This is a genomic window from Parabacteroides faecalis (genome assembly GCF_022809355.1).
Classification (GTDB): Bacteria; Bacteroidota; Bacteroidia; order Bacteroidales; family Tannerellaceae; genus Parabacteroides; species Parabacteroides faecalis.
The window spans coordinates 98786-124021 of the sequence record NZ_JAKZMM010000003.1; the positions used below are offsets into that span (position 1 = coordinate 98786).

Here is a 25236-nt window from a genome sequence, read left to right on the forward strand (position 1 = left end):
ATATAGATATGAAAGAGACAAAAGACTTATATGCCGAAACAGCGGCATTCTTAGCAGCTTGTATATCCGGCAAACCGGAAACAGCCGTTATTTTAGGAAGTGGATTAGGTTCGTTGGCTGATGCTATCGAAGATCCTACTATCATTCCCTACCAGCAGATCCCGCATTTTATGCGTTCAACGGCTTCGGGACATAAAGGGAATTTTATCTGTGGTAAGTTAGGTGGTAAATCTATTTTAGCCATGCAGGGCCGTTTCCATTATTATGAAGGCTATACGATGGAACAAGTAACGTTCCCGATCCGTGTGATGAAGCTCTTAGGAATCAAGAATCTCTTTGTTTCGAATGCAGCCGGTGGAATCAATACGACTTTCAAGGTGGGTGACCTGATGATTATTCGTGATCACATCAATATGATGCCCAATCCATTGATTGGTCCGAACAAAGAGGAATATGGTCCGCGTTTCCCGGATATGACACGGGCATACGACCGGGAGTTTATCCGTCTGATGGAAGAGATTGCCGCAGAGAAACAGATTGCATTAAAGAAAGGTGTTTATGTTGGTCTGACAGGTCCGTCGTATGAAACGCCTGCCGAATATGCGTTCTATGGAAAAGCGGGTGGCGATGCGATCGGAATGAGTACGGTACCTGAAGTAATCGTAGCCCGTCATTGTGGTATTCGGGTGTTTGGTATGTCGGTCATAACCAATGAAGGTTATCATTTTGCCGATGATTTTGTGAACGATGCCAATGATGTGATTGAAGCTGCCAATCGGGCTGCTGAGCGAATGACGACTTTGTTCTCCGAACTAATTGCTAGGATTTGATGCGATGTTACTTCACAAGGTGCTTGTGACGAGGCTCACAAGATGTTTGTGATGAGGCTCACAAGGTGCTTGTGATGGACCTCACAAAGCGTTTGTGACGAGGCTCACAAGATATTTGTGACGGAGTTCACAAGGTGTTTGTGATACGACTTACAATTTTCAGAATATAAAAAAGGAGGTTGCCATGAATCGGTATTTGTTTTACTTGTTTACTTTGTTAAGCTATCTAAGTCTGATAAGTTGTTCTTTTTCCGAATCAACCGAGGAAAAAATAACTTATAACCCGTATGTGGAGGCGTTTACTTCCGGTTTGATATCACGGTATGTGACACCGACATGTATTCTGCAGGAAGAAATTCCGGCAGAGATGCAAGCCGAAGGTAAATGGAAAGAACATGTACAGCTGAGTCCTAAGGCTGAGGGCTCGTTTGTATTGGAAGAAGGGCGGATTGTGAAATTCAAACCCGCCGGCTGTCTGGAACGAGATACACGCTATACGCTGACTGTCGATCTTGCAGCCTGGAAATCGATACCGGAAAAGAAGTATCAGCATTTCTCTGCTTCGTTTCATACAAAGGCTTTGGAGGTAAAGGCTTATCTTTCTTCTTTAGAAATGAATCCTTCAAATCCAGGGAATTATAATCTGAATTACCTCGTTTTGACGTCTGATCGGGAGTTGCCTGCTATCGTAGAACAATTAGTCGGTCCTTCATCCGGCCTGAAAGGTGTCTGGCAGCATGGTGCAGACGGAAAGAAGCATGTGTTGACGCTTGAGAACATTGTGCCGGGAAGTGAAGAAGTCAGCCTTTCCGTATTGCCCAACAAGTGGAACGTAGCCGAAGAAACGTTAGTTAGTACGTCTGTCCCGGCTAAAGATGATTTCTCGGTGTTTGATGTTCAGTATGTCCGGACACCTGAACGTTATGTGGAAGTAACTTTTACACAAGCGTTGAAGAAAAACCAGGTATTAGATGGTCTGGCTTATATCGAAGACAACGTTTCCAAACTGGTATCGGTAGAAGGAAATAAGTTGCGTTTATATCCGGATCAGAATCGGAACGGAGACTTAAAGGTTGTCTTAAAGAAAGAGATTCAAAGTACATCGGGTATTTTACTGGCGAAAGATGAGACAAGGGAAATCCGGGAAAACGACGGATGTCCGGATGTCCGGTTCATGGGTGATGGCGTGATCATTCCGCAGTCCGACAAGTTGCATGTTCCTTTCCAGGCAATAGCGTTGAAAGGGGTAGTTGTTAGAGTGGTGAAAATCGGAGAACAGAATATCGGACAATTCCTCCAGACGAATGAACTGGATGGCACGGCTGAACTGATGCGTTTGGGCCGGCTGATTACCCGTCAGGTCATCTTCTTCGACGAGCATAATTACGATCTGACGCGTTGGAATACATTTGCCCTTGATCTGAAGCAACTCATTGATCCGGAACCGGGAGCTATCTATCGGGTTATTTTATCGTTCGATGAAAGTCTTTCAGCGTATGATTGTCCTCAGTTGGAAACCAAGACGAAAGAACAGATTCTGGCTGAAAACGAGGTGGCTTTTCGGGAAGAGTTGAATCAGTTTGATGCCGGTGGCTGGTATTATCAGGAAAGCCTGAATACAGATTGGAATACGTATAAGTATGCCGAGCGGAATGATCCGTGTTCTCCTTCCTATTATTTCAATCGTTCTGCCGGGAAGAATATATTGGTCTCTAACATCGGACTGATGGCGATGGCTGGAACTGACGGAAAGATGGTTGTGCTGGCACATCATCTGCAAACAACGGAACCGATGAGCGGTGTGCAGATCGGAGCTTATAACTATCAGAAAGAATTATTGGCTGAAGGGACTACTGATAATGACGGACGTGTGATCTTTGATTGCCGAAAAGCCGGTGGACGCCCTTACTATCTGTTGGCTTCAGAAGGTAAACAGCGTTCCTATCTAAGAGTGAATGAAGGATCTAATCTCTCTTTGAGCTCATTTGATGTGGATGGAGAAGTCGTACAGAAAGGAATCAAAGGATTCATTTATGGAGAAAGAGGTGTTTGGCGTCCGGGTGATACCATTCACGTCGGATTCATGTTGTTCGACCGAAGCAAGATGTTACCGCCACATCATCCGGTGAAACTGTCGTTATTCAATCCATTGGGACAAGTTTATCAGCAGAAGGTCAGTACACAAGGCAGTGATGGATTGTATGTTTTCCATATTCCGACCGAAGCATCGGTTCCAACAGGAGCCTGGAATGTAAAAGTTGAGGTAGGAGGCGTGTCGTTTGATAAGCGTCTTCGTGTGGAAAGCATCAAACCGAATCGCCTGAAAATCCGTTTGGATGTTCCGGACTTATTGGTTCGGGAGCAGGAAGTTTCTATTCCATTGCATACGGAATGGTTACAAGGAGCCAAAGCTCGTAACTTGAAATATGATGTGAAAGGAACGTTCGTTTCTACTGGAACTTCATTCAAGAATTATCCGGATTATACGTTTGATAACCCGACAGTACAGTTTAATAGCGAAGAAAGCCAGCTGATTACCGGAACTACAGATGAGGAAGGTGACGCTTTTGTGAGAATGCAGCTGAATGTAGGTGCAACAGCGCCTGGTATGTTGTTGGGTAGCTTTACGACGAAAGTTTATGAAGAATCCGGCGATTTCAGTATCGATGCGGTTCGTTTGTTGTATTCTCCTTATCAGCGTTATGTCGGAGTCCAGTCCCCACAGAAGAATCGGCAGCCGTTGAGTACGGATCAGGATCATACTTTCCAGTTTGTCTCTGTTGATTACCATGGTACGCCTATCGCTGGTTCGGAATTGGATATTTCAATATATAAATTGGATTGGTATTGGTGGTGGAGTGCAAACCAGAGCACGTTGGCTAATTTTTCTTCAAGCAGTTATTATAAACCTATGAGACAGGAAATGCTGATTACTGATGAAATGGGAAAAGCCTCTTTAGCTCTTTCGTTCGATGAGAAGAATTGGGGAACGTATCTCATCTTGGCAAAAGATCGGGAGAGCGGACATACCACAGGTGTTGTTAGCTATTTTGATTGGCCGAATATCAATCGGGAACGGGATTTTTCTGGTACAGATGCCGCATCCATGTTGGAGTTTAAGTTAGATAAAGACAGTTATGTCCCAGGTGAGGATATTCGGGTTACGATTCCTTCTTCTGCTGGTAGCCGTGCTGTTGTCAGTGTGCAGACCGGTTCAACCGTATTGTTGGTAAAAGAATTTAAGTGTGAAGCGAATCAGACGACTTTTACCATTCAGGCAACTGAAGAGATGCAGCCGAATGCTTATTTGTTTGTTTCATTGTTACAACCGCATGGCGCAACGGCGAATGATATGCCTATCCGGATGTTTGGTGTCGTTCCGTTTACCGTAATTTCAGAAGAGAGTCATTTGCATCCTCAACTGGCAACGGCTAAAGAGTGGAAACCGGAGAGTACGTGTCAGGTGACAGTCTCCGAACAGAATGGCCGGGCGATGTCATATACACTGGCGGTCGTGGATGAAGGTTTATTGGATCTGACCCGTTTCCAGACGCCCGATCCTTGGAAGACTTTCTATGCACGCGAGGCCTTGGGTGTGGATACATGGGATTTGTATAATTATATCCTGGGCGCTTATGGCGGACGGATCGAACAATTGTTCAGTATTGGTGGTGATGATGCCTTGAACAAGGGACCTAAAGCTGTCGTGAATCGTTTTGCTCCGGTTGTTAAGTTTATAGGACCATTCCAGTTGAAGAAGGGCGAACGGAAAACGCATCAGATTGATATTCCTAATTACAACGGTCGTGTTCGGGTGATGGCAGTTGCTACGGATGGCGAATCATTTGGTCATACAGAACAAAGTGTCATGGTTCGTAAGCCGGTGATGTTATTAGGTACGTTACCACGGGTGGTGGGAACGAATGAAGAAATCGTTATTCCGGCTACGGTCTTTGCTACGGAAGATAACGTCGGAGATGTAGCGGTGTCATTGCAATGTTCTGCTGATGTCGAGATGGTGGGTGAGACAACGCAAACTCTTCATTTTACGAAGAAAGAAGATAAAACGGTTTCTTTCCGGATAAAAGTGAAGAATCCGGTGGACAAGATCCGGATTACCATGAAGGCGGAAGGAAAGGGTGAAGTATCGACCTATGCCGCTGACTTGGCTGTGCGGACGGTTACTACGGTACAAAGAAAAGGATGGGATGCCGTTATTAAGCCGGGTGAAACCTGGAAGCAGCCGGTTCAGCTAAGCGGAATGAATGGAAGCAACCGCCTGTTGTTGGATGTCTCGTCTATCCAGCCTCTCAATTTATCTGCCCGGTTAAGCGAGTTGACAGACTATCCGCATGCTTGTCTGGAACAACTGGTTTCGAAAGGTTTCCCGCAGTTGTATCTGTCGGATGTATCGGAACAGACAGCCGATCAGGTATTGGAAGCCGAACAACAGGTGAAACAAATCATCAGCCGCTTGCGTTCGTATCAGTTGCCGACGGGCTCCTTTGCGTATTGGCCCGGACAAAGCAACTCGAATGCGTGGGGAAGTATTTATGCCCTGCATTTCCTGTTGATGGCTGAAGGAAAAGGATATGCAGTTCCGGCTACCTTGAAGCTGCAGGCTTTGGCTGATTTGCAGAAGATGGCGTCGGGATGGAAACCGGTCGCAACGGGTTATCAGCAGGAAGCCGAGATGTTGACACAGGCGTATCGGCTGTATGTCTTGGCCTTGGCGAATAAAGCAGATATGGGAGCCATGAACCGCCTTCGTGCGCAGCAGCAATTGCCTGTCGCAGCTCAGTGGATGTTGTCGGCTTCGTATGCTGTGGTCGGACGTTCTGACGTAGCCAAGACCTTGTTGGAGAAGACAACTGAGAATGCAACCTCTTCGCTGGTATATGATGAGACGTTTGGTTCGGCCTTCCGGAATGAAGCCATACGGCTGGTTGCTCTTTGCCTGGTGAAAGAGAATGAGGAAGCGACTACGCTGGTTACTCGTCTGGCCAAGAAACTTGCTTCGGATGATTGGCTGAGTACGCAGGAGACGGCTTTCGCTTTGGTGGCATTGGCGGGCTATTATCAGCAGTATCCAACGAAGACCGGAAGTATTCAGTTCACTTATCAGTATGCAGATCAGCAGGAAACCGTCCGGACGGAAAAATCTGTCTGGTCAGATAGGTTGTTGGAGGGTGCGGATTCTTCTTCCTCCGATCTTGTGATCAAGAATGAAGGGGAAACGGCATTGTATGTACAGGCAGAATCGTTGGCCGAGATTCCACAGCAGGATGTGAAAGAGTCGCAGCGCAAACTCAAGCTGTCTGTCACGTATCAGACAACCGATGGCCGGCCTTTGGATATCGCTTCCTTGGAACAGGGAACGAATTTCACTGCGCAGGTACTGATCCAGAATCCGACGGCTTTGCCTTTGCGGAATCTGGTATTGACAGAAATCTTCCCGTCAGGTTGGGAAATCCTGAATACACGCTTTATGCCGACGGCTGTTTCTTCAGCAAACAGCAATGTCAGTTATCAGGATATTCGTGATGATCGGGTATGCAGCTATGTCGATTATCTGGCTCCGGGTAGTCATGTGCTGGTTCGCGTGAACCTTTGTGCTGTATATCCGGGTAAATTCTATCTGCCGCCAGTGAGTTGCGAGGCGATGTACGACCGGCAGATTTCCGCGAACACGGCAAGTGGAATGGTGGAAGTGAAATAAATAGATGGATGATAAGCAGGAAAGGCTTGGGGAACGATCTTCTTCAAGCCTTTTCTCGTTTTCGGAAGAAATACCCAAATATAGGTATTGCCATTTCTCCTGTTTTCTGTATTTTTGCAGATCCAAAAAGATTTGATCATTGAAAGCACGATTGCAGACATATCTCCGATGGATTCTCCCGATTATCTTCATCTTGTATTTGGGAGAAATCGTCTCATTCACACACGTTCATATTGTGAACGGTGTTACGATCGTGCACGCTCACCCTTCTCAAGACAAGGACGGACAGCATAAGCATTCTTTACAGGAATTGCAGCTGTTTCATGCTCTTTCTACGATTACTGTAGAAGACGGAGCCGTTACCGTTCTCTCTCTGTTCGATTTCATTCCTTCTTTCTTGCAGGAAATTGAATCGCAGGTTTTCGGGCTCTTGAGAAAGGTTTGTTTTATTCCTTATCATCTGCGGGCTCCTCCGGTTCTGATTTCATTCATTTAATCCAAAGGGCAGGATCGTTTTCCGGGCCCTGAATCATTATGGCTTCTTCTGTCGAAAGGAGAGGGCATACCCAATTTATTATCCTAAAAGAAATGAAATCATGCAAAGAATATTTTTAGTATGGTTCAGTCTGTGCTGTATCCTGTTTGCTGCCAGAGCTGAACACGAGGGAATGAATTTGAATCCGTCTGATGCCAATATCTTCGGACATGTTGTAGATAAAAAATCAGGAGAGCATATCTCTTATGTGAATATTTTCCTGGAAGGAACAACGATCGGAACGGTTACCGATGCTACCGGTCATTACTCGTTGACCAATCTGCCGGAAGGAGAATTTCAGCTGGTGCTGAAATCGATCGGGTATCAGACGGTCAAGAAGAAGGTGGTTCTCAAGAAAGGGAAAACCTTGGAGGTGAATTTTGAGGCGGAAGAAGATGCTGTTTCTCTGGATGGCGTTGTCGTTTCGGCCAACCGTAATGAGACAACACGCCGGATGGCTCCGTCGCTGGTGAATGTCTTGGATTCGAAAGTGTTTGAATCGTCCAATGCGGTGTCGTTGGCCGAAGGACTGAATTTCCAGCCGGGCGTGCGGGTCGAGAATAACTGCCAGAACTGTGGTTTCCAGCAGGTGCGTATCAACGGTCTGGACGGACCTTATACGCAGATATTGGTAGACAGCCGTCCTATCTTCAGCGCATTGACCGGCGTGTATGGATTGGAACAGATTCCGGCCAATATGATCGAACGGGTGGAAGTGATGCGCGGTGGTGGTTCGGCCTTGTTCGGCTCGTCGGCGATTGCGGGAACCATCAATATTATTACCAAAGAGCCTTTGCGCAATTCAGCCCAGGTGTCTCATTCGCTGACCATGGTTGGTGGAAGCAGTGCCGACAATAACACCACGGTGAATGCCTCGTTGGTAACCGACGATCAGAAAGCGGGTATTTATATCTTCGGTCAGAGCCGTATCCGTGATCCGTATGACCATGACGGCGACGGTTATTCGGAATTGGGAAAAATCCGTGCGAAGACCATCGGTTTCCGTTCGTATCTGAAGACAAGTAATTATTCGAAACTGACGTTGGAGTACCATGGCATCCATGAATTCCGCCGGGGCGGAAACTCGTTCAACAAGCCTCCTCACGAAGCGGATATTGCCGAGCAGACCGATCATGACATCAACGGTGGCGGATTGAAGTATGATTTGTTCTCGAAAGATTATAAGCATCGTTTCGGAGCCTATGCATCGGCACAGCATACCAAGCGCGAGAGTTATTATGGAGCCGGAAAGGACCCGAATGCTTATGGCTCGACCACGGATATGACGGCCATCGTCGGCTCGCAATATAGCTATTCGTTCGACCGCTGCCTGTTCATGCCGGCCGAACTGACTACCGGATTGGAGTATAACTTCGACAATCTGCACGACTTGATGCTCGGTCATGATCGCGAGGTGAAGCAGACGACACATATCGAGAGTGTGTTCTTGCAGAATGAATGGAAGAACAAGCGGTGGAGCTTCCTGATCGGTGGCCGTCTGGATAAGCACAACCTGATCAATCACGTCATCTTCAGTCCGCGGGCGAATGTGCGTTATAACCCGACCGACAATATCAATATCCGCCTGGCTTACTCAAGCGGTTTCCGGGCTCCGCAGGCATTCGACGAAGATTTGCATATCGAGGCGGTGGGCGGTACGGTTTCGAAGATTGAACTGTCCGACAATTTGAAGGAAGAGCGTTCCAACAGCCTGAGTGCGTCGGTCGATTACTACCATCGCTTCGGTCCGGTGCAGGTGAACTTTCTGGTGGAAGGATTCTATACCGACTTGAAGGATGTGTTTGACCTGAAGAAGACGGGCCTCGACGAGCATGGCGATATCGTGATGGTGCGTTATAATGCTTCCGGCGCACGGGTGATGGGATTGAACCTGGAAGGAAAGATGGCCTACGCGTGGATGCAGATTCAGGCAGGAGCTACCTGGCAGCGGAGCCGTTATAAGGAAGCCATGCAGTGGAGCGACGATGTGACTCCGCAGAAAAAGATGTACCGCACACCCGATTTGTATGGTTACCTGACATCCACCTTTACGCCGGTGAAGCGTCTGTCGCTTGCCCTGACGGGAACGTATACGGGCAGCATGCTGGTGCAGCATAATTTGCGGGAAGGATACAATATCCCGGATAAGGATGTGACGACGCCCGATTTCTTCGACCTGAACCTGAAGGTGGGCTATGATATTCCGTTGTTTAAGACCGTAACCCTGCAGGTGAATGCCGGCGTGAAGAATATCTTCAATGCCTATCAGAATGATTTCGACCAGGGCGAGAAACGCGATGCGGGTTATATATATGGTCCCGGCATGCCGCGGAGTTATTTCGTAGGCTGTAAGATTTCTTATTGAGAGAAAAGAAACGAGTAGTAATATAAGATGAATTCCGCTGAGCCTCATCGGTTTTTTCCCCGAGCAGCCAAGTTCCCGCTGAGGCTCACCGGAATTTTAGAAATACTCCATCACTTCGCGTATCCCGGTTATTGTTGAGGAGCGGGAGCCGGAATGGCACCGAGCTGTTGCAACATCGTGAAGATGTCGGGCAACCCGTGTTCACGAATAATCTTGCCGTCTTTCAGCTGATAAATATTCATTGCTGTTACTTTGACAGCCTTTCCTGTTGCCGGTATTCCCATGAAAGGTTGTGTTTGTGTCCCGCTCATCGTAAAACGGATCATCACTTTGTCTCCTTCCGCAATGAATTCCTCCGCTTTCCATTGTACATCAGGCATAGCTCCACGCATCATGTCGAGAACGGCAATATAGCCATTTAATCCGTGCAGGGGCTCAGGCGATGTCGGAGCATAAAATATTACGTCGGGCGAGATGATGGCTTCTCCGATACTCTTGTCGCCCGTATTGATGAAGCGAATAAACTGTTCCATTACCTGTTTGTTCGCGTCGGTTACTGATGGCATAGTCATTACTTTTGTCATTTTTCTTTGGTTATTTTACTGATTAAATGAAATTTCTTTGCGGAAAAACTTTGTCGGCAGCTATTCTACTCCGGTCTGATTACATAGAGAGTTTCACCAAGTGCAACAGACCGTAAGAGGCAATGTTATTCACGCATATAATACTGCAAAGTTAGCTTTTACAAAGCTATCCAACAATACGTTATATTTTTATCCCATAGTAACCTATTTCTCGCTTTTGTACAAAACCAGTCTGTTAGCAATATGTTAAGAAATATAATTTTTAGTAGGCTGCATTATATAACGGATATCATGACTAACTTTGCGATAAAAGTAACTTCTGATTTGTAAGAGATGCTAAGAAAGGAAGAGAGAAACTCAATCATTGAAATATGCCCGGTTCGTAATGTGATCGCACGTTTTGGCAATAAATGGGCCTTATTGGTAGTGTTGGTTTTAAGCGAACACGAAAAGGTTCGTTTTAGCGAATTATGCCGGTTGATACCGGATATTTCGTCACGTGTTTTGTCGGGTACATTAAAGACACTGGAAGCAGACGGCCTTGTTTCACGTACAACTTATCCTGTTGTTCCTCCGAAAGTTGAATACCAACTGACGGAAATGGGGCGCACGCTGGTTCCTCTTATTGTTCAGCTAACGGAGTGGGCACAGACCAATATGAAAAAGATAGTAGCACACCGGAAAGAGTTCGAAGCGGAAGATGAAGGATAATTCCGTCTTCCTCTCTTCCCTTTTGACACAAAATCAAGGGCTATGTCTGTTCTTTCATCAATCCATCCAAAAACAAATCCGGCTTCCCGGAAGCGACTGATGTGACAGCCAGACTTCGGGGAAGCCGGATCATTACAGGGCAGGGCTTACACGCCGCCGCCATCTGTGCCATCGTCTTTATCGACGGTGAAGCGGGCGAACTTGGCGACATCGCGCATTTCCTGCAAGCGCTTGCCCGGATGGAACACTACCTTCGGCTTGCGGAGCATGGTTGCCGTGAATTCTTCGGGCGAGGCTGATCCGGCACTGCCCACGGCGATGCGGAAATTACCCAAATCACCGAACTGAACGATCTCGCTGTTCTTCAGGTGTGTTACCATGCCCCAGATTACACGGTCCAACACCGCCTTGATGTCGGCTGAAGTCAGCGTACAGGTTTCTGCGATCTCATCGCACAAATCGTCAAACTCCACCCGGCGCGTGCTCACTGCCTGGGCATAATACAACTTCGCGTCTTCCAACGCACCCCTACTCATGTCTTTTCTCTGCACTAACGTATAAGAAATTGCCATAACTTTATCAGGACAAGTTTTTAATAGGTTCGGCAACCGCGCCTCTTCCTCTCTTGTCACACTACAAAGATACAACGCCCCAAAATCGCCGTGTGGATCAGTGTGGATCAGTGTGGATGAATGTGGACGAAAAGGGATCAAATGGGATCAGTGTGGATGAATGTGGATGAAATAAGGGGAAGTTTTAGGGAAAATGGCCGACTGGAGCAGACAAAAACCGGCATTCTTCATTATGCGAAGTAGAGGCGCAGCGCTGCTGCGCCTCGAGTGTTGGGGTTCTCTTGCATTAGGCAAATCTTGTTGCTGATGAACGAGTATTGCGTTCCTTTTGGATCGCCGTCAATGAGATATGTGGTTACTGTTTTGCCCATGCAATAAAACATTTATATCCTATGGAATCAAGAATAGTGTACAGTCTTTTCATTACTTTTTCAAATTAAACATGTCAGAATTAAGCACTATAAAAATCTTATTAAAAGCCTCCTGTTTTTCTTCATTTGTCAATTGAGTTTTTGACAATAGGAATTCTTTATATTTCCTCCTGATCCTAGTTAATTCGTTATGGCGTGGATGCTCATTAGGATTGTATACAAAATAAATAATCCTGCAATCGAGTTTTAAACGTTCCCCTACGGCTTCCCACCATAATTTATCAGTATCACCTAACGACACTCCAAATAAATAAATCAGGTTGGCTTGGCTGATATTAAAGAGCGATTTTTTATCATTTAAATGTCCAACTGCTTTATTTATTTTAGGTTTCAAAAGAAATTCTTGCACATCCTCATCTTCTTTGAACGACTCATTTCTGATTTGTGATACATCATTTAATCCTATGATTGGAGTATTAGACAGGCCATGAATATGAATGATAGGATAAAGTAAGTTACTTCGGTTAAATATTGTTTGTCCTATCTCTATAAATCCAGACCCTTTCATGTTCAATATTGCTTCTATCGTATTTGTATAATTAAATGATATGATAAAAGTTTCATAAGTACTCGTTTCCCATTTTTTTACATATGAGCGAAATTCTTCTTTGAAGATTTCTCTTAAATATCTTTCTGGATGTGCTAAATCTCTTTTTAATTTATCTTTTTTATCAGCATCACTTTGAATATTATCCTGTTCAACCTTCATAATATAATCACGAAGATTGTCATTCAAATCATTGTAGACCTTTTCCATATCTTCTCTACGAGAGAATTCTTTAGTATATTCTCCCATTGCTATTTCAAGATCTGACCAATATTGATACCGTCCTTCATTGTCTTTATCATGTTTTAGATGCTCTTTTAATTGAGCAATCTGAATATCATTACTTTCAATATTTAAGTAATATGTATAGAAATCACTATAACTGGTCTTGAGGCCAAGATTCAAATCAAATCCATTGCCAATTAAATATACAACTTTCATTACTTTACCTTAAACTATAAATTATAAACAGTTTCATCCCCACAAATATTGCGAATTTTCATCCGCAGAGGCTTATGGTCGCAACGAATACAGGCATCCCAGTATTCTGTTGTTTTGGTTCCATTCTTGATGACATATCCCACCTTGTCAATCTTGATTTCGCTATCGCTATGCCAGGGCGCGTCCTTCTCGGCTGTAGTACAATCCAGACTTATCCATTCGATAGTTTCCAGACCTTCGTCGCTGATAAGAATAGGCGTGAAAGTCTTTTCTTTACTTTTAGGTTTTTGTTGTAATGCCTGTAACTGATTTTTCTGGTTTATTTCATAAATCTTTTGACGTACACGATCACTCTGGAACTGTTTGATTTCAACTTTCCAGCCATTAAACAATCCAGTTGATTCTTCGGTAACTTCCCATTCTGCAAAATCTTCCGCTACTACATTGTCGAGTACCTGTTTCAAGTCGCGAAGCTCTATCGTGATAAGTGGATTTCCCCGCTCTTTGATGAAGCGTTCTAGCTTTTTGCGGTTATCAATGTCAATGTAATAAATAATGACTCGTTTCGTATTGTCTGGTAAGTCAGGCATAGCTTTACGGATGATGTGATTCATCAAAGGCTTGTCCAACACGCGAGTGCTGCCATCCATCAGATTGGGGAGATAGACGGGGATCATTCCGTACTTGGTATCTACAATACAACCTGCCCAGAATTTATCCAAAGTATCCTCGTTTCTAAGGCTTGGTATCAGTTTCTTCAGGCGTTCCATAGTCTGCACAGGGTTACGATATAACGAAACCCCGTCTTTTATTTCCATGACATCAAATTCTGCTTTGGCTGCCAAAAGACGATCTCGTGTCGTCTGGATACTATTGATGTTAATATCTGTATGAATGAATTTACGTCCTAATCTGTTTGCAACAGCTGTCGTTACACCACTGCCACCAAAGAAATCGGCGACAACCATTCCTTCATTGCTGCTGGCCTTAATAATGCGTTCAAGAAGGACTTCAGGCTTTTGAGTAGCATATGCTTGATGCTCATTACTTAATGTAAAAACAGAAGATAAATTCCACACATCATCCATTTGTGATATTTTAAATTCACCATATTCATCTTTACCATCGTTGGGACCTTTCATTGCAAGTTTTTTATCAGGTCCATATATTTGAACATAATATTCTTTTACATATTGTTGTTTAAAATAAGCTTCATTATTCTTTACATAAAAGAATATTGTATCATGTTTCCTCTGAAAATTATTAAACGAAAGATTTCCAGTTCTATAATGCCAAATTATTTCATTTCTAAAATTATCCTCCCCAAACACCTCATCCATCAATATCTTTACATAATGTCCAATATGCCAATCCAAATGCACATAAATGCTTGCCGTATCGCTCATTACAGACTTGATAGCCATCAGATTCTCGTACATCCAATTGAGGTAACTTTCTTTGTCCCAAATGTCACCATACATCTTTTCCTCAAACGAACGCAGTTCTTCTATATCCAGTTCGCTTTCAGCCTGACGGATGGCCTCAGCCACTTTGGGATTGCGGCGAAGATATACCTTTTTGGCATAATCGGCACCGCTGGCAAAAGGTGGGTCAATATAAACCAAGTCCACGGTAATACCTTTGTCTTTCAGGTAGGCACAAGCCGAAAGGCATTCGCCACGAAGCACAAGATTTCCATCTTCGTTTTTCCCTATACGTTCTTGCAACTCGGTTTCGTATAGAGGCATGCCTTGCTTGATGCGTTCTTCCACACGGTCGTTGTCGCGATAGCGAAGGACACACTTGGTGCGTACAAAATTGTCGAGCACGGCTTGACCTTCCAATGTATTGGGAAAATAGGGTATGTATTTTATAGCCATTATTTCGTAGTTTAAATGTTGAAAAACTCTTTTATTGCTTTTATTGTCTTTTTCTCTCTTTCTTCTTTAGTAAGAGTATCTTCAAGATATAAGAAGCGGAAACGTTCGTATCCGAAACGTTCATTGTTTTTACGAATAAACTCGGTTTCCATAAACTGTCGGCGGTCGGCAAATTTAGCTGCAAAACCTTCACCTTTCGTTTCGATAATGATGATCTGTTGGATAGTACCATCATCTTTTCTGTTCAGCAGCAAAAAGTCAGGCACATACTTACCGATATATATCCATTCTTTGTTTACTTGCTTATAACAATCTATTTTAAAGTTGGTGAGTGTGTCATCACCATTGAAATAGATTTCCAATTTAGATTTATATTCTCCCAAAATAGGTAAAACAGAGTCTTTGAAAAATTCACGCTCTAATCCACTATCGAAACGATAAGGCAGATAATGATAGGTCTGTTTGCGTTCTGGATGTGGATCAGTTGGCTCGGGTACGGGATATCCCATCTTTTTCATCTTCTCGATCAATGCTAGTTCTTCGGGCGACAAAACCTTGTTCAGTGCATTGGCATCCCAATCCACAATTGTTTTGACAATGTCTTGAGATGGGAAAAATGGTTTGTCATCTTGCACAGAAATAGGAGAGACAAGTCTCTCTATTTGTAACAGACTGGCTTTGCAAGGAACAATCTCCTCTTTGACTGAGAAATCACGTTTGGGTACAAAAGCTTTCCGGATGAGTGAACGGATATTGTCTTGATCGTAGTGATTGTCATATCGCGAATTACTCATTTCGTCTTTTACCGTAATGCGCTCAAAAATATTTTTAAGGATATCCTCATATTTCTTTAAACTTTCCAAAGTTAGCGTGTGAAAACTTTCTTTTACTATCAGGTATAACCATTGTCGAAAAGAAATGTATTCGCCTGTTTCTGTTTCAGCCAAGTAATGCCCAAGTACTTTACCTTCCAAGTCTTGTTTATGAATTAAAGTAGTATCCGCTTCTACGAAAATATTTTCATCTGTCAGCTTTTCAGTTGTATGCGGGTGCTCTTCTGTAGTTAAAGTCTGATAAGAAACCTTCAGTTGGAAAAAATCAATGGGTGGAACTTTCAGTTTGTCCATTCTGGAGAAACGTTCTATCTGAATGTTCTTCTGGTGCTTGCCTTGATTGAATTCCTGTAAAGAAATGTTCTGTTGCTGCTTCAGCTGTTTATTCAGTGTATCGGCATTGAACTTGTTCAGCCATATCAAAGCTGTTTCATCCGTATTCTTTACGACTTGGCGCAAGCATCGGCAACTGGTTTGCAACACCATGTTGGTAGGACATACCCCTTTTTGAGGTAAGATAACTCCTGTCAGGCTTTTACAGTCCCAACCTTCCTTACCGATTTGAACCAACAACACAATACGGATTTTTGAAAAATCGGTATCAAGTGAATCAAACTCTGTTCCCGAGCCTTCTGGTTGTGGATAGGTTTTATTTCCTCCATGATATTTCAGAATTGCCTCTGTTGGGTTCAGGCCATATTCTGAAACGATACGTGTAACAAGTGGATAAATCAGTTCTTCTAATGTTTCTATCTTCCCGCAATAAATGGCTAACTTGGCACAAGTACCATTGGCGTAAACCGTATTACGATATTTATCCAAAAATTCCTTGACTCCGTTTTTTACGATGGTTTCCATATCGTTATCGGCGTATTTTACTTCGGGTACTTTAAGGAAATTTCCTACACCTTTTATTAAAGGATAGTAATAAACCACGTTAGAAAGGTCGGTATTCTTTATCAAAAAAGAATCTGTCAATTTGACGCTTTCTGCTTTTTCAAGATAAGGTGTACCTGAAAAACCCAATACGCCACAAAAAGAATGTTTTTTAGTCCAGTCTTCTACTACTTGGCGCAGCTTGATTTCTCCATCCGCAGCATGATGCACTTCATCTATAAATACAGCCAGATGAGGAATTCTTCCAATAATATCACGCAACTCATTGGCTATGCGAATTTTTGCCAATTCTTCTTTGTCGAATATATTAGTATCTTCATCTTTATCTACGCGGTCGAGGATTACTTTCTCTGCATTGGTTATAGCAACCAGTCCCATTAAGTCCTCCAAAGGTTGATGGTTATTTATCTTTTGGGCATTCGGATTTCTTACCAGATTACTTTTCTTGGCAGACTTCTGTTCGTCTAAAATCTCAAACTTGATCATTCTTTTCAGATTGGAAGCTGTAGGTTCAGGAATTATCCATGTCGGATCGAATTCCTGGATATGCTTTAAACTTGGAATGATAGACGACTTCAAACCTGAAGGAGCCAATACCATGAAATTATGGGCAAAAGCCGGATTATCGGGTTCATTCAGCGCAAAATATAAGTCCAGATAAATGAAAGCAGCCATCAAGTAAGTCTTTCCAGCTCCCATAGGAAGACTGAAAAGATAGTCTGTATAGTTTACCTCATAAAATATCTTTTTAAAGACATCTTCATAATTGATGTGTTCGCTCTGCGATTTAATGACCTTTTCTAACTCTGGTGCTAACTGATTTCCATTTTTGTCTGTTAATAACGAATATTCCAATAACGCGGCGGCAGCTTTGTTTGTAGAAAGTATATTCCGGGCTTCTACTGTTAGTTCGATAGTGTTAAAATCCAAACTATTGAATCGTCCTTCAGTAAATAATTGCCACAAAGGTCTGTTACCACAAGCAATTTTTAGAAACAGATATATTTTGATTGCCTCAACCTGGGCATCACGCATCTTGTTTTGCACATAAATATATTGTATCAATTCACGGATGGTACAATCAGCTGAATCCATCCATTCGTCGCATTTCTTCTTTATCAGTTTGTAAAACATAGTTTACTTATTACTATCTATTAAATCTTTAGGATCAACCTGAAGAGTCTTCGTTATTTCAAACAGTATTTCTTAACTTGACTGTCAGTGATTGTGAACAATAAAATTGACAATGCAGAAGCTTTTGTCAAGGTTCTCTGCCAGTTAAGTCTGTTTGACGCCTTCTTCTTCAAGCACTTTTTTATTCAGTTTTTGGGTTTATCCTTTGTTATTTTACAAAGATAAAAAATATGATTCTTATAAAAAGAGAAAAGGAGAGGAAATCCTTTTCTTGCAAAAAAATTGCGTTAGGTTATGCCTCTAACTTTTTCGTTGGCGGTGAAAAAGCGGACAATTTTGGCAATTCTATTCTTTTTCAGTAGATGTTCCTTGGATAAAACGCCTTTTGCACAGCATTGTTATACAGAATTCTTCGAGGGTGCAATACGGGAATTATCCAAAATGCTGAACAGAATGAGCCGCAACCTAAATATAATTAATATTCTATTTATTACTTGTTCCTAAGTAAATCGTTATTATCTAACACTCCTTTTTCTATATATGGAATAAAAAGCATTTTATAGAAAGTTAACATTGCATTTCCAATTCTAATGCATAGTTCTTCATTTAATGCTTCCATTATGTTTTCTTTTGTTGAAATTTCAAAATCTATTGTAGCATTTTCAATAGGAACAAAGAGTTTATTGTCTATTATAGAAGCCTGAATATTTGGAAAAACAAATTCTTGAGCGTCTTCTGAATTATGTAATACTTTGTTTCTAATAGAAATTAATTCATACAATGTTTTGACATTTTGATTTTCATCATTAAGTTCAACTTTTCCTTCAGATAATACATGTGGTAAAATAAATAACTTATTCTTAAATCGCAAATTTTTATAAACTTCCAAATAAGTTTTGCATTGAGGAAAATTGAAGTTAAAGAAACAATATATACTATACATAAGGTTTAGTGAATACTCTAATGTGGCGGATGATAATGAAATAAAACTAAAAAACAGATAATCAGTATGTTTTCCTTCCTTTATATCATTTAATGCACATTCTAATTTTTTATAGTATAACTTAATATCATTTTTTAAATAATAACTTTTACCATTACCCAAAAAGTTTGCTTTTAGGAATATCTCTGGTAAGGATTTAATATTTATCGTACAATTTTTGTCCTCCATATTTTTCTATTTATTCGATTAAAATAAAGCAAACAAAGATAGCAAAATTTTTTACCATCTCTCATTTACAGACTAAATGCAAATTCCTCATCAACCGCAAAAGAAATTCCAGTTTTCAAACTTCATTAATTGAGTATTCTTTGGAGATTACCATTAATGAGATACATAATTACTGTTTGATTTTTATTGTTATATTTGCACATATTAAATGAGTTTATATGACGGACTGCTTTTTTATTTATTATGATGTAAATATCTTTTTAGATACAGTATATATAACTTCTTCCAATAACGAAGATTCTAATTCTGTATGCCAATATAGAATTGGAATAGCTAGAGGTGACAGTTATAATGGAAATGGGTTTAATAATATGTATATTTTTACTTCTGGGAGATTAGAAGAATTGAAAATAAAATCGTGGCAAATCTCTCCAATCGTAAAAATGCCTTATTCTTGGGGTGGCTATTCTGATGAAATTAGCGTAAAGGATATAAATGGAGATCTTTATACCATTAAAATAAATCCAGATCCAACCTCTCTTTTTAAGAAGAATGATAACTTTTCAATTGATATAGAGTATGTTTTTAAGACAATACGAAATTTGGAAAACATACTCAATATATCTCATTTAAAAATATTGCAAAGCATCGATAAATTAAAGAAAAGACTTTCTTTTCATTCTAATAAAGAGTGTTCACTTGCCACTATAGATCAATATATACAAGACATAAAGCAGCTTAAAATTACCTGTGATTCATTTATTAAAGAAATATCAGATGAACAAGTTATTAAAACTATTAAGACAGAACAAAATGAAATAGCAAAACTATTCAATCAAATATCTTTAACTCTAACTGATTAGTATTCATACTATTGTATGGCATACATGAAATCAGATAGAAGGTAATCTGTATTGTTGTGCAATTGCTTGTTGCCAAGAAAATATTTCTATAAAATCATCTCGAGGAAATAATATATTATCCGCCAGTTCTCCCAATACCGCCAGTAGGAGGCGCAGCAGCGCTGCGCCTCTACAGTCATGTTCTATCATTAATTTTCAATTTTTAATTCTCCATTTTCAATTGTATCACGCCTCTACAGTCATTTTCATTATCACTGTTTATAGGCATTCATCTCATGCTTAGTGCTTTTGCCAATTCTACCATTTTGCTGACGTTAGCAAAATGGTGGGTAATTCTCATCCTTCAAACGGCAAGCGCGCCAATGAATTGAAATACTGTTTCAATAACCATTCTTGGGCTTTGAGTTTGATCATGGCCTGGCGGTAATCTTCGCTGACGTGCAGGTTGTTTTGTGGCCGCCAACGGGAAAACTGCGCCATCGCACTGAGCTTTTCTTCCAGGCTGTTGCGGATAAAACCGCGACTTTGCAGTTCTTGATATAAGATACTGGCAAACGGGATTTCCAAATCCGGGCGGTTCTTGTATTCGTGAAACCGCTTGATGATCAGTCGGTTCATGCTCTGCTCGTTGTATTCGCGGCTCACTGCCGGCAAGGCTTTGACTTCCTTTTCCTGTTCCATCTGTTTGATCACCCGATAGCGTAAGTCGCTGGTTTTGTAGCCTTTCAGCCATTTACAAAATGTGCGCAGATTGACGCCTGCATAATCGCCGTACTCGCCTTTGGCGCCCAGTTCGAAACAGATAACGATTTCGCCACGATGCAAATACGGATATGATTCTTGCAAATCGGAACTTAATTTTGCCGTCAGCACGCAGATGTCTTTTTCGTTATAGGTTTGATAACCAACCATGATGTAGCTTTGTACGATCTGACTGGTTATGAATGTCGATAAATCACGCGGCGTCATGTCAATGATGCGGGGCGTTTGAAACGCCATCCGCATCTTGTTGGTAAATATATCTAAATTCATAACGGGTTTTGTTGCATTAATTGATAAGCCATTTCAGAAGCACGTTCGGCAACAGCCATCGCTTCTTCTATTTTGGACGTTTTTTTTGTCGTTCGCGGCGCGGAACATTTGTTTTCTATCATAGCAGCTTTTGCGCCGGTCAGGATTTGCAAATCGGTTTCCCAATTGTTATATCGCCACCAGCCAAAAAGTCCGGACTGGTAATCTTTTTTTGTCTGAATAGTATTTTCGCTGGATCGCAAAATAACGTAATCATCGAAGCATTTCATAATTTGATAAGCGTTATTGAGTATCAAAATACCTTTTCCGCTATATCGAACCAGTGTAGCGCACCAATCTTCATCATTCAGCATTTCCATCTTCCACTGATCCCATTCGGCTTTTAGTGCTCGAATTTTTTCGCTCTCGCGCGCGATGTGTGTGTGATTATTTATACTTTCATTTTCTTTATTATTCTCTGCTATACTTTTATTTTCTATACTTTGTGCACTTTTCACTGTGCAAACGGGGGTTTGCACGGTGGTAACCGGGGTTTTCTCTGTGCAAACCGGGGTTTTCACGGTGGAAACCCTTGCTTTGATTTCAGGAAGAGGAATCAATAAATATTGTTTCTCCAGTTTCTTTTCATTCAAATAACGCCCTTTTGCTGTCAGATATCGTTCTTGGATGGATTTAGAGGTTAATATATTCTGTTTCCACATCTCGGCATCAAATAAGTTAATTTCTACCATGTAGTCTAACATGGCTTTTATTTCCGTATCTTCTGTCTCCAATTGATCGGCCAAGTCAAATAAATAGTCCTGGCCGATTTGTATGTAATATGAATTTTCGTAGATGTTGCATAGCAGACTGAAGTATAGGATGGCTCCAGAAAATTCATATTTTTTCATCAATCTCCTGATTTTCATGTTTTTCAGGACATTAGTATCCATTGGGAAGTAATCTAATCCCAATTTTATAGGTCTCGCCATTTTTTTGTTTTTTTGTTTGTTTATTAATTTGTTATTATTCGTTCTTTTCTCTTGAAAGAAAAGAACCAAAAGTTCAAGGCTGCGTCTGCTGAGCTACTCCGTCACTTCGTTACGCTGTGCGCGTCGCAAACTCGCTTCGCTCAGACAGCGACGCTCCGGCCACTCCACTTCGTTCCTCCGCTTAACGCTCACCAGAACGAGGCCCCAAAAATTGATAATTGATAATTGAGAATTGAAAATTTCTTCAATGAGGGATTGAAAATTCATAATAGGGGCGACTGTAGAGGCGTAGCGTTGCTGCGCCTCAAAACGGCATTATACAAACGAATGGCAATCAATATAATAACGAATAATATTATTATGTTTTTCGCCTGTTTTTCCTGTTGCGTTTGGTATGAGGCGCAGCAGCGCTACGCCTCTACAGTCATTTTCAATTGTCAATTCTCAATTTTCAATTGTTTTGCGCCTCTACAGTCATTTTCCTATTTCCGATTTTCGCTTCACACGCCGTCATTACACATGGGTACATCCAAGGGTAAATCATATTCGTTTTTATAATGCGATTAATTATTTGTTGTTGTTTGATGCAAAGGTAAAACGCCTGGTTTTGGCAATGTGGATAAATGAGGATAAACGAGGTTGAAATCCGGCGGGATTCATTCTCAATTTTCTGCCTATCTTTTCTCAAAAACACGCCGGCTTTTACCTAAAAGACGCCGGAAAATGATCAAAAGACGCCGGACATTTGGAGAATATATATGAAATAAATCAAAAAGATGACTTGCCTTTGTATAAGTAATATTTTGTTTGGTATGTATGTAATAGTGATGGACTAAATGTTAAAGAAGGTGTGCTTTTGGGCACACCCTCTTGGGTTATTAGCAATGTTCTTTCTCTACATCTTCGGCGTGCAATGGGATCTTCTTGCCCAGCAGACGAGCGCCGTTTTCTGTGATCAGATAATCTTCTTCGTTGCGGATACCGCTGAAGTCCTTGTAGGTTTCCAGCTTGTCGTAGTTGAGGAACTCGGTGAATTTATTCTCGCTTCTCCAGAGATCGATCAGTTCAGGAATGAAATAAATACCCGGTTCGATGGTCAGGACGAAGCCCGGCTCCAGTTCGCGGCCCAGGCGCAGTGATTTACGTCCGAACTGTGTACTCTTCGGCTGTCCGTTGTAGCCAACGTAGACTTCACCCAGGTTTTCCATATCGTGTACGTCGAGTCCCATCATGTGGCCCAATCCGCAAGGCATAAACATGGCGTGGGCACCGGCTTTAACAGCTTCCATCGGGTCGCCTTTGGCAAAGCCCAGACTCTTCATGCCTTCCATAATTACGGCACACGATTTTTCATAGACATCGACAAACTTGATACCCGGACGCAGAGCGGCAACGGCTGCTTCGTGGGCAGCTACCTGGATGTCGTAAACATCGCGTTGGCGCTGGCTGAATTTCTTGTCGGCCGGAATGGTCGACGACATATCGCCGGCATATCCCATTTCTGTTTCAGCACCGGCATCCAGCAGCAGCATGTCGCCCGGTTTGATCAGATGACTGTGGTCATGGTTGTGCAGTGTCTGACCGTTGACGGTAGCGATCGTTGGGAACGACAGTTCGTAATTGTGCTTGTAGGCTGTCTCAGCAACAACGGCAGCCACATCACTTTCCCGGATGCCCGGACGGACGGTACGCATGGCAGCCAGGTGCATATCGGCAGTTACCACGCAGGCCTTTTCGATTTCGGCTATTTCTTCCGCGCTCTTGTAATTACGCTGGTTGACTACGCCCAGGATGAACGGAACAGACGGCTGTTCTGCTCCCGGCATGACACCCAACCAGGCAAACAGCTTCAGCTGATGTTCAGCCCGGTAAGTCGGCAGGTAGTGGATCTGCTGTCCTTTCTGTTGCGCGTTCTTCAGATATGCTTCGATTTCCTTAAACGGACGGACTTCTTTGATGCCGGCAGCCTCGCTCTTTTCTTTCAGCGTCGGTTGAATACCCATCCAGACGATGGCATCGATGGTCAGCTCATCACCAAAGATGATTTCGCGGTCATTATCAATATCAATGATAGCAGAAAGCCCTGCATACGGAAGTCCGAAGAAATAAAGGAAAGTAGAATCCTGGCGGAAGTGGTACGTGTTGTCTGCATAATTCATACCTGATTCGTCGTTACCCAGGAAAAGCAACAGACCGGAACCGATGGTCTGTTTCAGTTTAGCTCGGCGAGCTATATACGTGTCTTTACTAAACATAGCAATATGATTTTTTTGATTTAACAGAACCAAAGGTAGGAATATTTTCAGAATATGTGTGTTAAGTAATATTATTTCGCTTTTTTCTGATAATATTCGTAGCGTTTCATGATTTCGCTGACATAAGCGAATGTTTCTGAGCCGCGCAGATAACCGTGTTTGCATACCGGGTCGTTATAATATTCCGGATCATTCTTCAGGCGGATGAATTCGGCCACGTTCTTGTCCCACACCAGCGGATCTTTCCCGTACTTCTCTGCCAGTTTCTGGGCATCATAGACGTGCCCGATTCCGGCATTGTAGGCAGCCAGTGTGAATTTGATCTTCTCTTCCGGGTCTGTGATTTCACTGAATCCCTGGCGGAAACGGCGCAGACATTCAACGCCTGTCCGGATACCGGCATCCGGGTCTTTCAGTTCGTGTGGAGATACACCTAAGCGGCGGGCCGTATTCGGCATGATGCCCATCAGTCCTTCGGCTCCTGCCCAGGAAACGACATGCGGATTGAACTTAGACTCCTGATAAGAGATGGAAGCCAGCAGGCGCCAGTCCCAGCCCAATACTTCGGCATGCTTCTTGAAGAGGTTGTCGTAGGGCGAAATATGTCCGTTCTTAACTTCCGGAATATCGAAACCTTCCGACACCTTGCTCAGTTCGAAATAGCGTTTGGTGATGGTTCGGAAAGACTGGTTCCGCTTGGTATCGGTGGCCCACTGGTTGATAGCAGCAGCCAGTAAGGGAGCATCTTTCCGCACGGCCCACGACGAGCGCTGCGGGAAACTGATCTTTAGCTGGATGTTGATATTCCAGTAATACGTCTTGTTCAGCCGGGCAATGTTATCATCACTAACGGTATAGGGAATTTCTCCGTTGGAAACCATGCTGATCAGGTCTTCGTTGGATAACGAATCTTTTTCGAGGGAGATAATTTCTAGTCCTCCGCCTAATTCCTCGTTGAGGTTGTTCAGCCGTTCTTCGTATTTGGAGTTTTTCTGTACGTAAATCTTTTTCCCAATCAGTTCGGTGACGTCCTTCAGGATCGTATCTCCTTTGTTGGCCCGTTGGACAATCACCTGGCTGGTCTGCTGTTCGTGTCCGCAGAACAGCACTTCCTGCTTGCTCTGGTTGCTGATAAAGACCGGGTAGGCGATTACATCTGCTTCGCCGGCATGCAGCATGGAAACCAGCTGGGCCGTGCTTTGGGCAATCTTGATTTCCAGCTCCAGTCCCTGCGACTGGGCGAAGTCTTCAATCAGGTCGTATTCGTATCCCATCGGCTGCATCTTGTACTGGAAATACGAAGTAGAGCTGTATAAGGTGACCGCCGTCAGCTTCCCTTTTTCTTTCAGCTGCGGCAAGTCGGCCGCAGGCGTGCATTCCTCTTCCTCCTGTTGCTTTCCGTTGCTGTGACAACCGGATAGCAGCAGTAGTAATGTGAAGAAGAGGAAGCAGAGTCTGGGCATGA

General features: G+C 42.8%; 18 protein-coding genes and 1 pseudogene. 6 read left to right on the plus strand and 13 right to left on the minus strand.

The window, feature by feature from the left end; translation table 11 throughout:
• The first annotated feature begins 8 nt into the window (after window positions 1-8).
• The 4 genes from MUN53_RS01885 (at window position 9) to MUN53_RS01900 (ending at window position 9449) form a co-directional block, all read left to right on the plus strand.
• Window positions 9-830, plus strand: coding sequence for a purine nucleoside phosphorylase I, inosine and guanosine-specific (locus MUN53_RS01885; RefSeq protein ID WP_243323173.1), 822 nt, complete (start codon window positions 9-11; stop codon window positions 828-830).
• A 184-nt stretch (window positions 831-1014) separates the two neighbouring features.
• Entirely contained in the window at window positions 1015-6549 is a 5535-nt protein-coding gene (locus tag MUN53_RS01890) for an alpha-2-macroglobulin family protein (protein ID WP_243323175.1), read from the plus strand.
• A gap of 139 nt (window positions 6550-6688) precedes the next feature.
• Window positions 6689-7045 carry a hypothetical protein gene (locus MUN53_RS01895; RefSeq protein WP_243323176.1) on the plus strand — a complete coding sequence of 119 codons (357 nt, stop codon included), beginning with the start codon at window positions 6689-6691 and terminating at the stop codon, window positions 7043-7045.
• A gap of 100 nt (window positions 7046-7145) precedes the next feature.
• Window positions 7146-9449 (plus strand): TonB-dependent receptor, encoded by a 2304-nt coding sequence (locus MUN53_RS01900; RefSeq protein WP_243323177.1) that lies wholly within the window; start codon window positions 7146-7148, stop codon window positions 9447-9449.
• Window positions 9450-9577: 128 nt separating this feature from the next.
• Here the strand turns inward: MUN53_RS01900 and MUN53_RS01905 are convergent, their stop codons facing one another.
• Complete coding sequence (locus MUN53_RS01905; RefSeq protein WP_243323178.1) at window positions 9578-10033, minus strand: ester cyclase; 456 nt, start codon at window positions 10031-10033, stop codon at window positions 9578-9580.
• 333 nt (window positions 10034-10366) lie between these two features.
• On the opposite strand from MUN53_RS01905, the gene MUN53_RS01910 reads away from it, so the two are divergent.
• Entirely contained in the window at window positions 10367-10744 is a 378-nt protein-coding gene (locus tag MUN53_RS01910) for a winged helix-turn-helix transcriptional regulator (RefSeq protein ID WP_243323179.1), read from the plus strand.
• 40 nt (window positions 10745-10784) lie between these two features.
• On the opposite strand, the gene MUN53_RS18280 is transcribed toward MUN53_RS01910, so the two are convergent.
• From MUN53_RS18280 to MUN53_RS01940, 7 genes and pseudogenes are all read right to left on the minus strand, one after another.
• Window positions 10785-10916, minus strand: a complete 132-nt coding sequence (locus MUN53_RS18280; protein ID WP_262918176.1) for a hypothetical protein — start codon at window positions 10914-10916, stop codon at window positions 10785-10787.
• Window positions 10891-11316, minus strand: coding sequence for an HU family DNA-binding protein (locus tag MUN53_RS01915; protein WP_243323180.1), 426 nt, complete (start codon window positions 11314-11316; stop codon window positions 10891-10893). The genes MUN53_RS18280 and MUN53_RS01915 overlap by 26 nt, the downstream gene beginning before the upstream one ends.
• A gap of 284 nt (window positions 11317-11600) precedes the next feature.
• A pseudogene (locus tag MUN53_RS01920) lies at window positions 11601-11687 on the minus strand (DUF4357 domain-containing protein); the annotation flags it as partial.
• 52 nt (window positions 11688-11739) lie between these two features.
• The gene (locus tag MUN53_RS01925) at window positions 11740-12735 is read right to left on the minus strand and encodes an AbiH family protein (protein WP_243323181.1); all 996 of its coding nucleotides are present in this window, start codon (window positions 12733-12735) and stop codon (window positions 11740-11742) included.
• A 14-nt stretch (window positions 12736-12749) separates the two neighbouring features.
• Complete coding sequence (locus MUN53_RS01930; RefSeq protein ID WP_243323183.1) at window positions 12750-14615, minus strand: DNA-methyltransferase; 1866 nt, start codon at window positions 14613-14615, stop codon at window positions 12750-12752.
• Between the two features lie 11 nt (window positions 14616-14626).
• Entirely contained in the window at window positions 14627-17479 is a 2853-nt protein-coding gene (locus MUN53_RS01935; protein ID WP_243323185.1) for a DEAD/DEAH box helicase family protein, read from the minus strand.
• A gap of 490 nt (window positions 17480-17969) precedes the next feature.
• Window positions 17970-18650, minus strand: a complete 681-nt coding sequence (locus MUN53_RS01940; protein WP_243323186.1) for a hypothetical protein — start codon at window positions 18648-18650, stop codon at window positions 17970-17972.
• A 218-nt stretch (window positions 18651-18868) separates the two neighbouring features.
• On the opposite strand from MUN53_RS01940, the gene MUN53_RS01945 reads away from it, so the two are divergent.
• Window positions 18869-19513: a hypothetical protein gene (locus tag MUN53_RS01945; protein ID WP_243323187.1), complete on the plus strand. Its 645-nt coding sequence runs from the start codon at window positions 18869-18871 to the stop codon at window positions 19511-19513.
• 30 nt (window positions 19514-19543) lie between these two features.
• On the opposite strand, the gene MUN53_RS01950 is transcribed toward MUN53_RS01945, so the two are convergent.
• From MUN53_RS01950 to MUN53_RS01970, 5 genes are all read right to left on the minus strand, one after another.
• Complete coding sequence (locus tag MUN53_RS01950) at window positions 19544-19702, minus strand: hypothetical protein (protein ID WP_243323188.1); 159 nt, start codon at window positions 19700-19702, stop codon at window positions 19544-19546.
• A 147-nt stretch (window positions 19703-19849) separates the two neighbouring features.
• Window positions 19850-20545: a hypothetical protein gene (locus MUN53_RS01955; protein WP_243323189.1), complete on the minus strand. Its 696-nt coding sequence runs from the start codon at window positions 20543-20545 to the stop codon at window positions 19850-19852.
• Window positions 20542-21516, minus strand: coding sequence for a DUF4373 domain-containing protein (locus MUN53_RS01960; protein WP_243323190.1), 975 nt, complete (start codon window positions 21514-21516; stop codon window positions 20542-20544). The genes MUN53_RS01955 and MUN53_RS01960 overlap by 4 nt, the downstream gene beginning before the upstream one ends.
• A gap of 878 nt (window positions 21517-22394) precedes the next feature.
• The gene (locus MUN53_RS01965; RefSeq protein ID WP_243323191.1) at window positions 22395-23771 is read right to left on the minus strand and encodes an aminopeptidase P family protein; all 1377 of its coding nucleotides are present in this window, start codon (window positions 23769-23771) and stop codon (window positions 22395-22397) included.
• 71 nt (window positions 23772-23842) lie between these two features.
• Window positions 23843-25234: an MltF family protein gene (locus MUN53_RS01970; protein ID WP_243323192.1), complete on the minus strand. Its 1392-nt coding sequence runs from the start codon at window positions 25232-25234 to the stop codon at window positions 23843-23845.
• Between the last annotated feature and the right edge of the window lie 2 nt (window positions 25235-25236).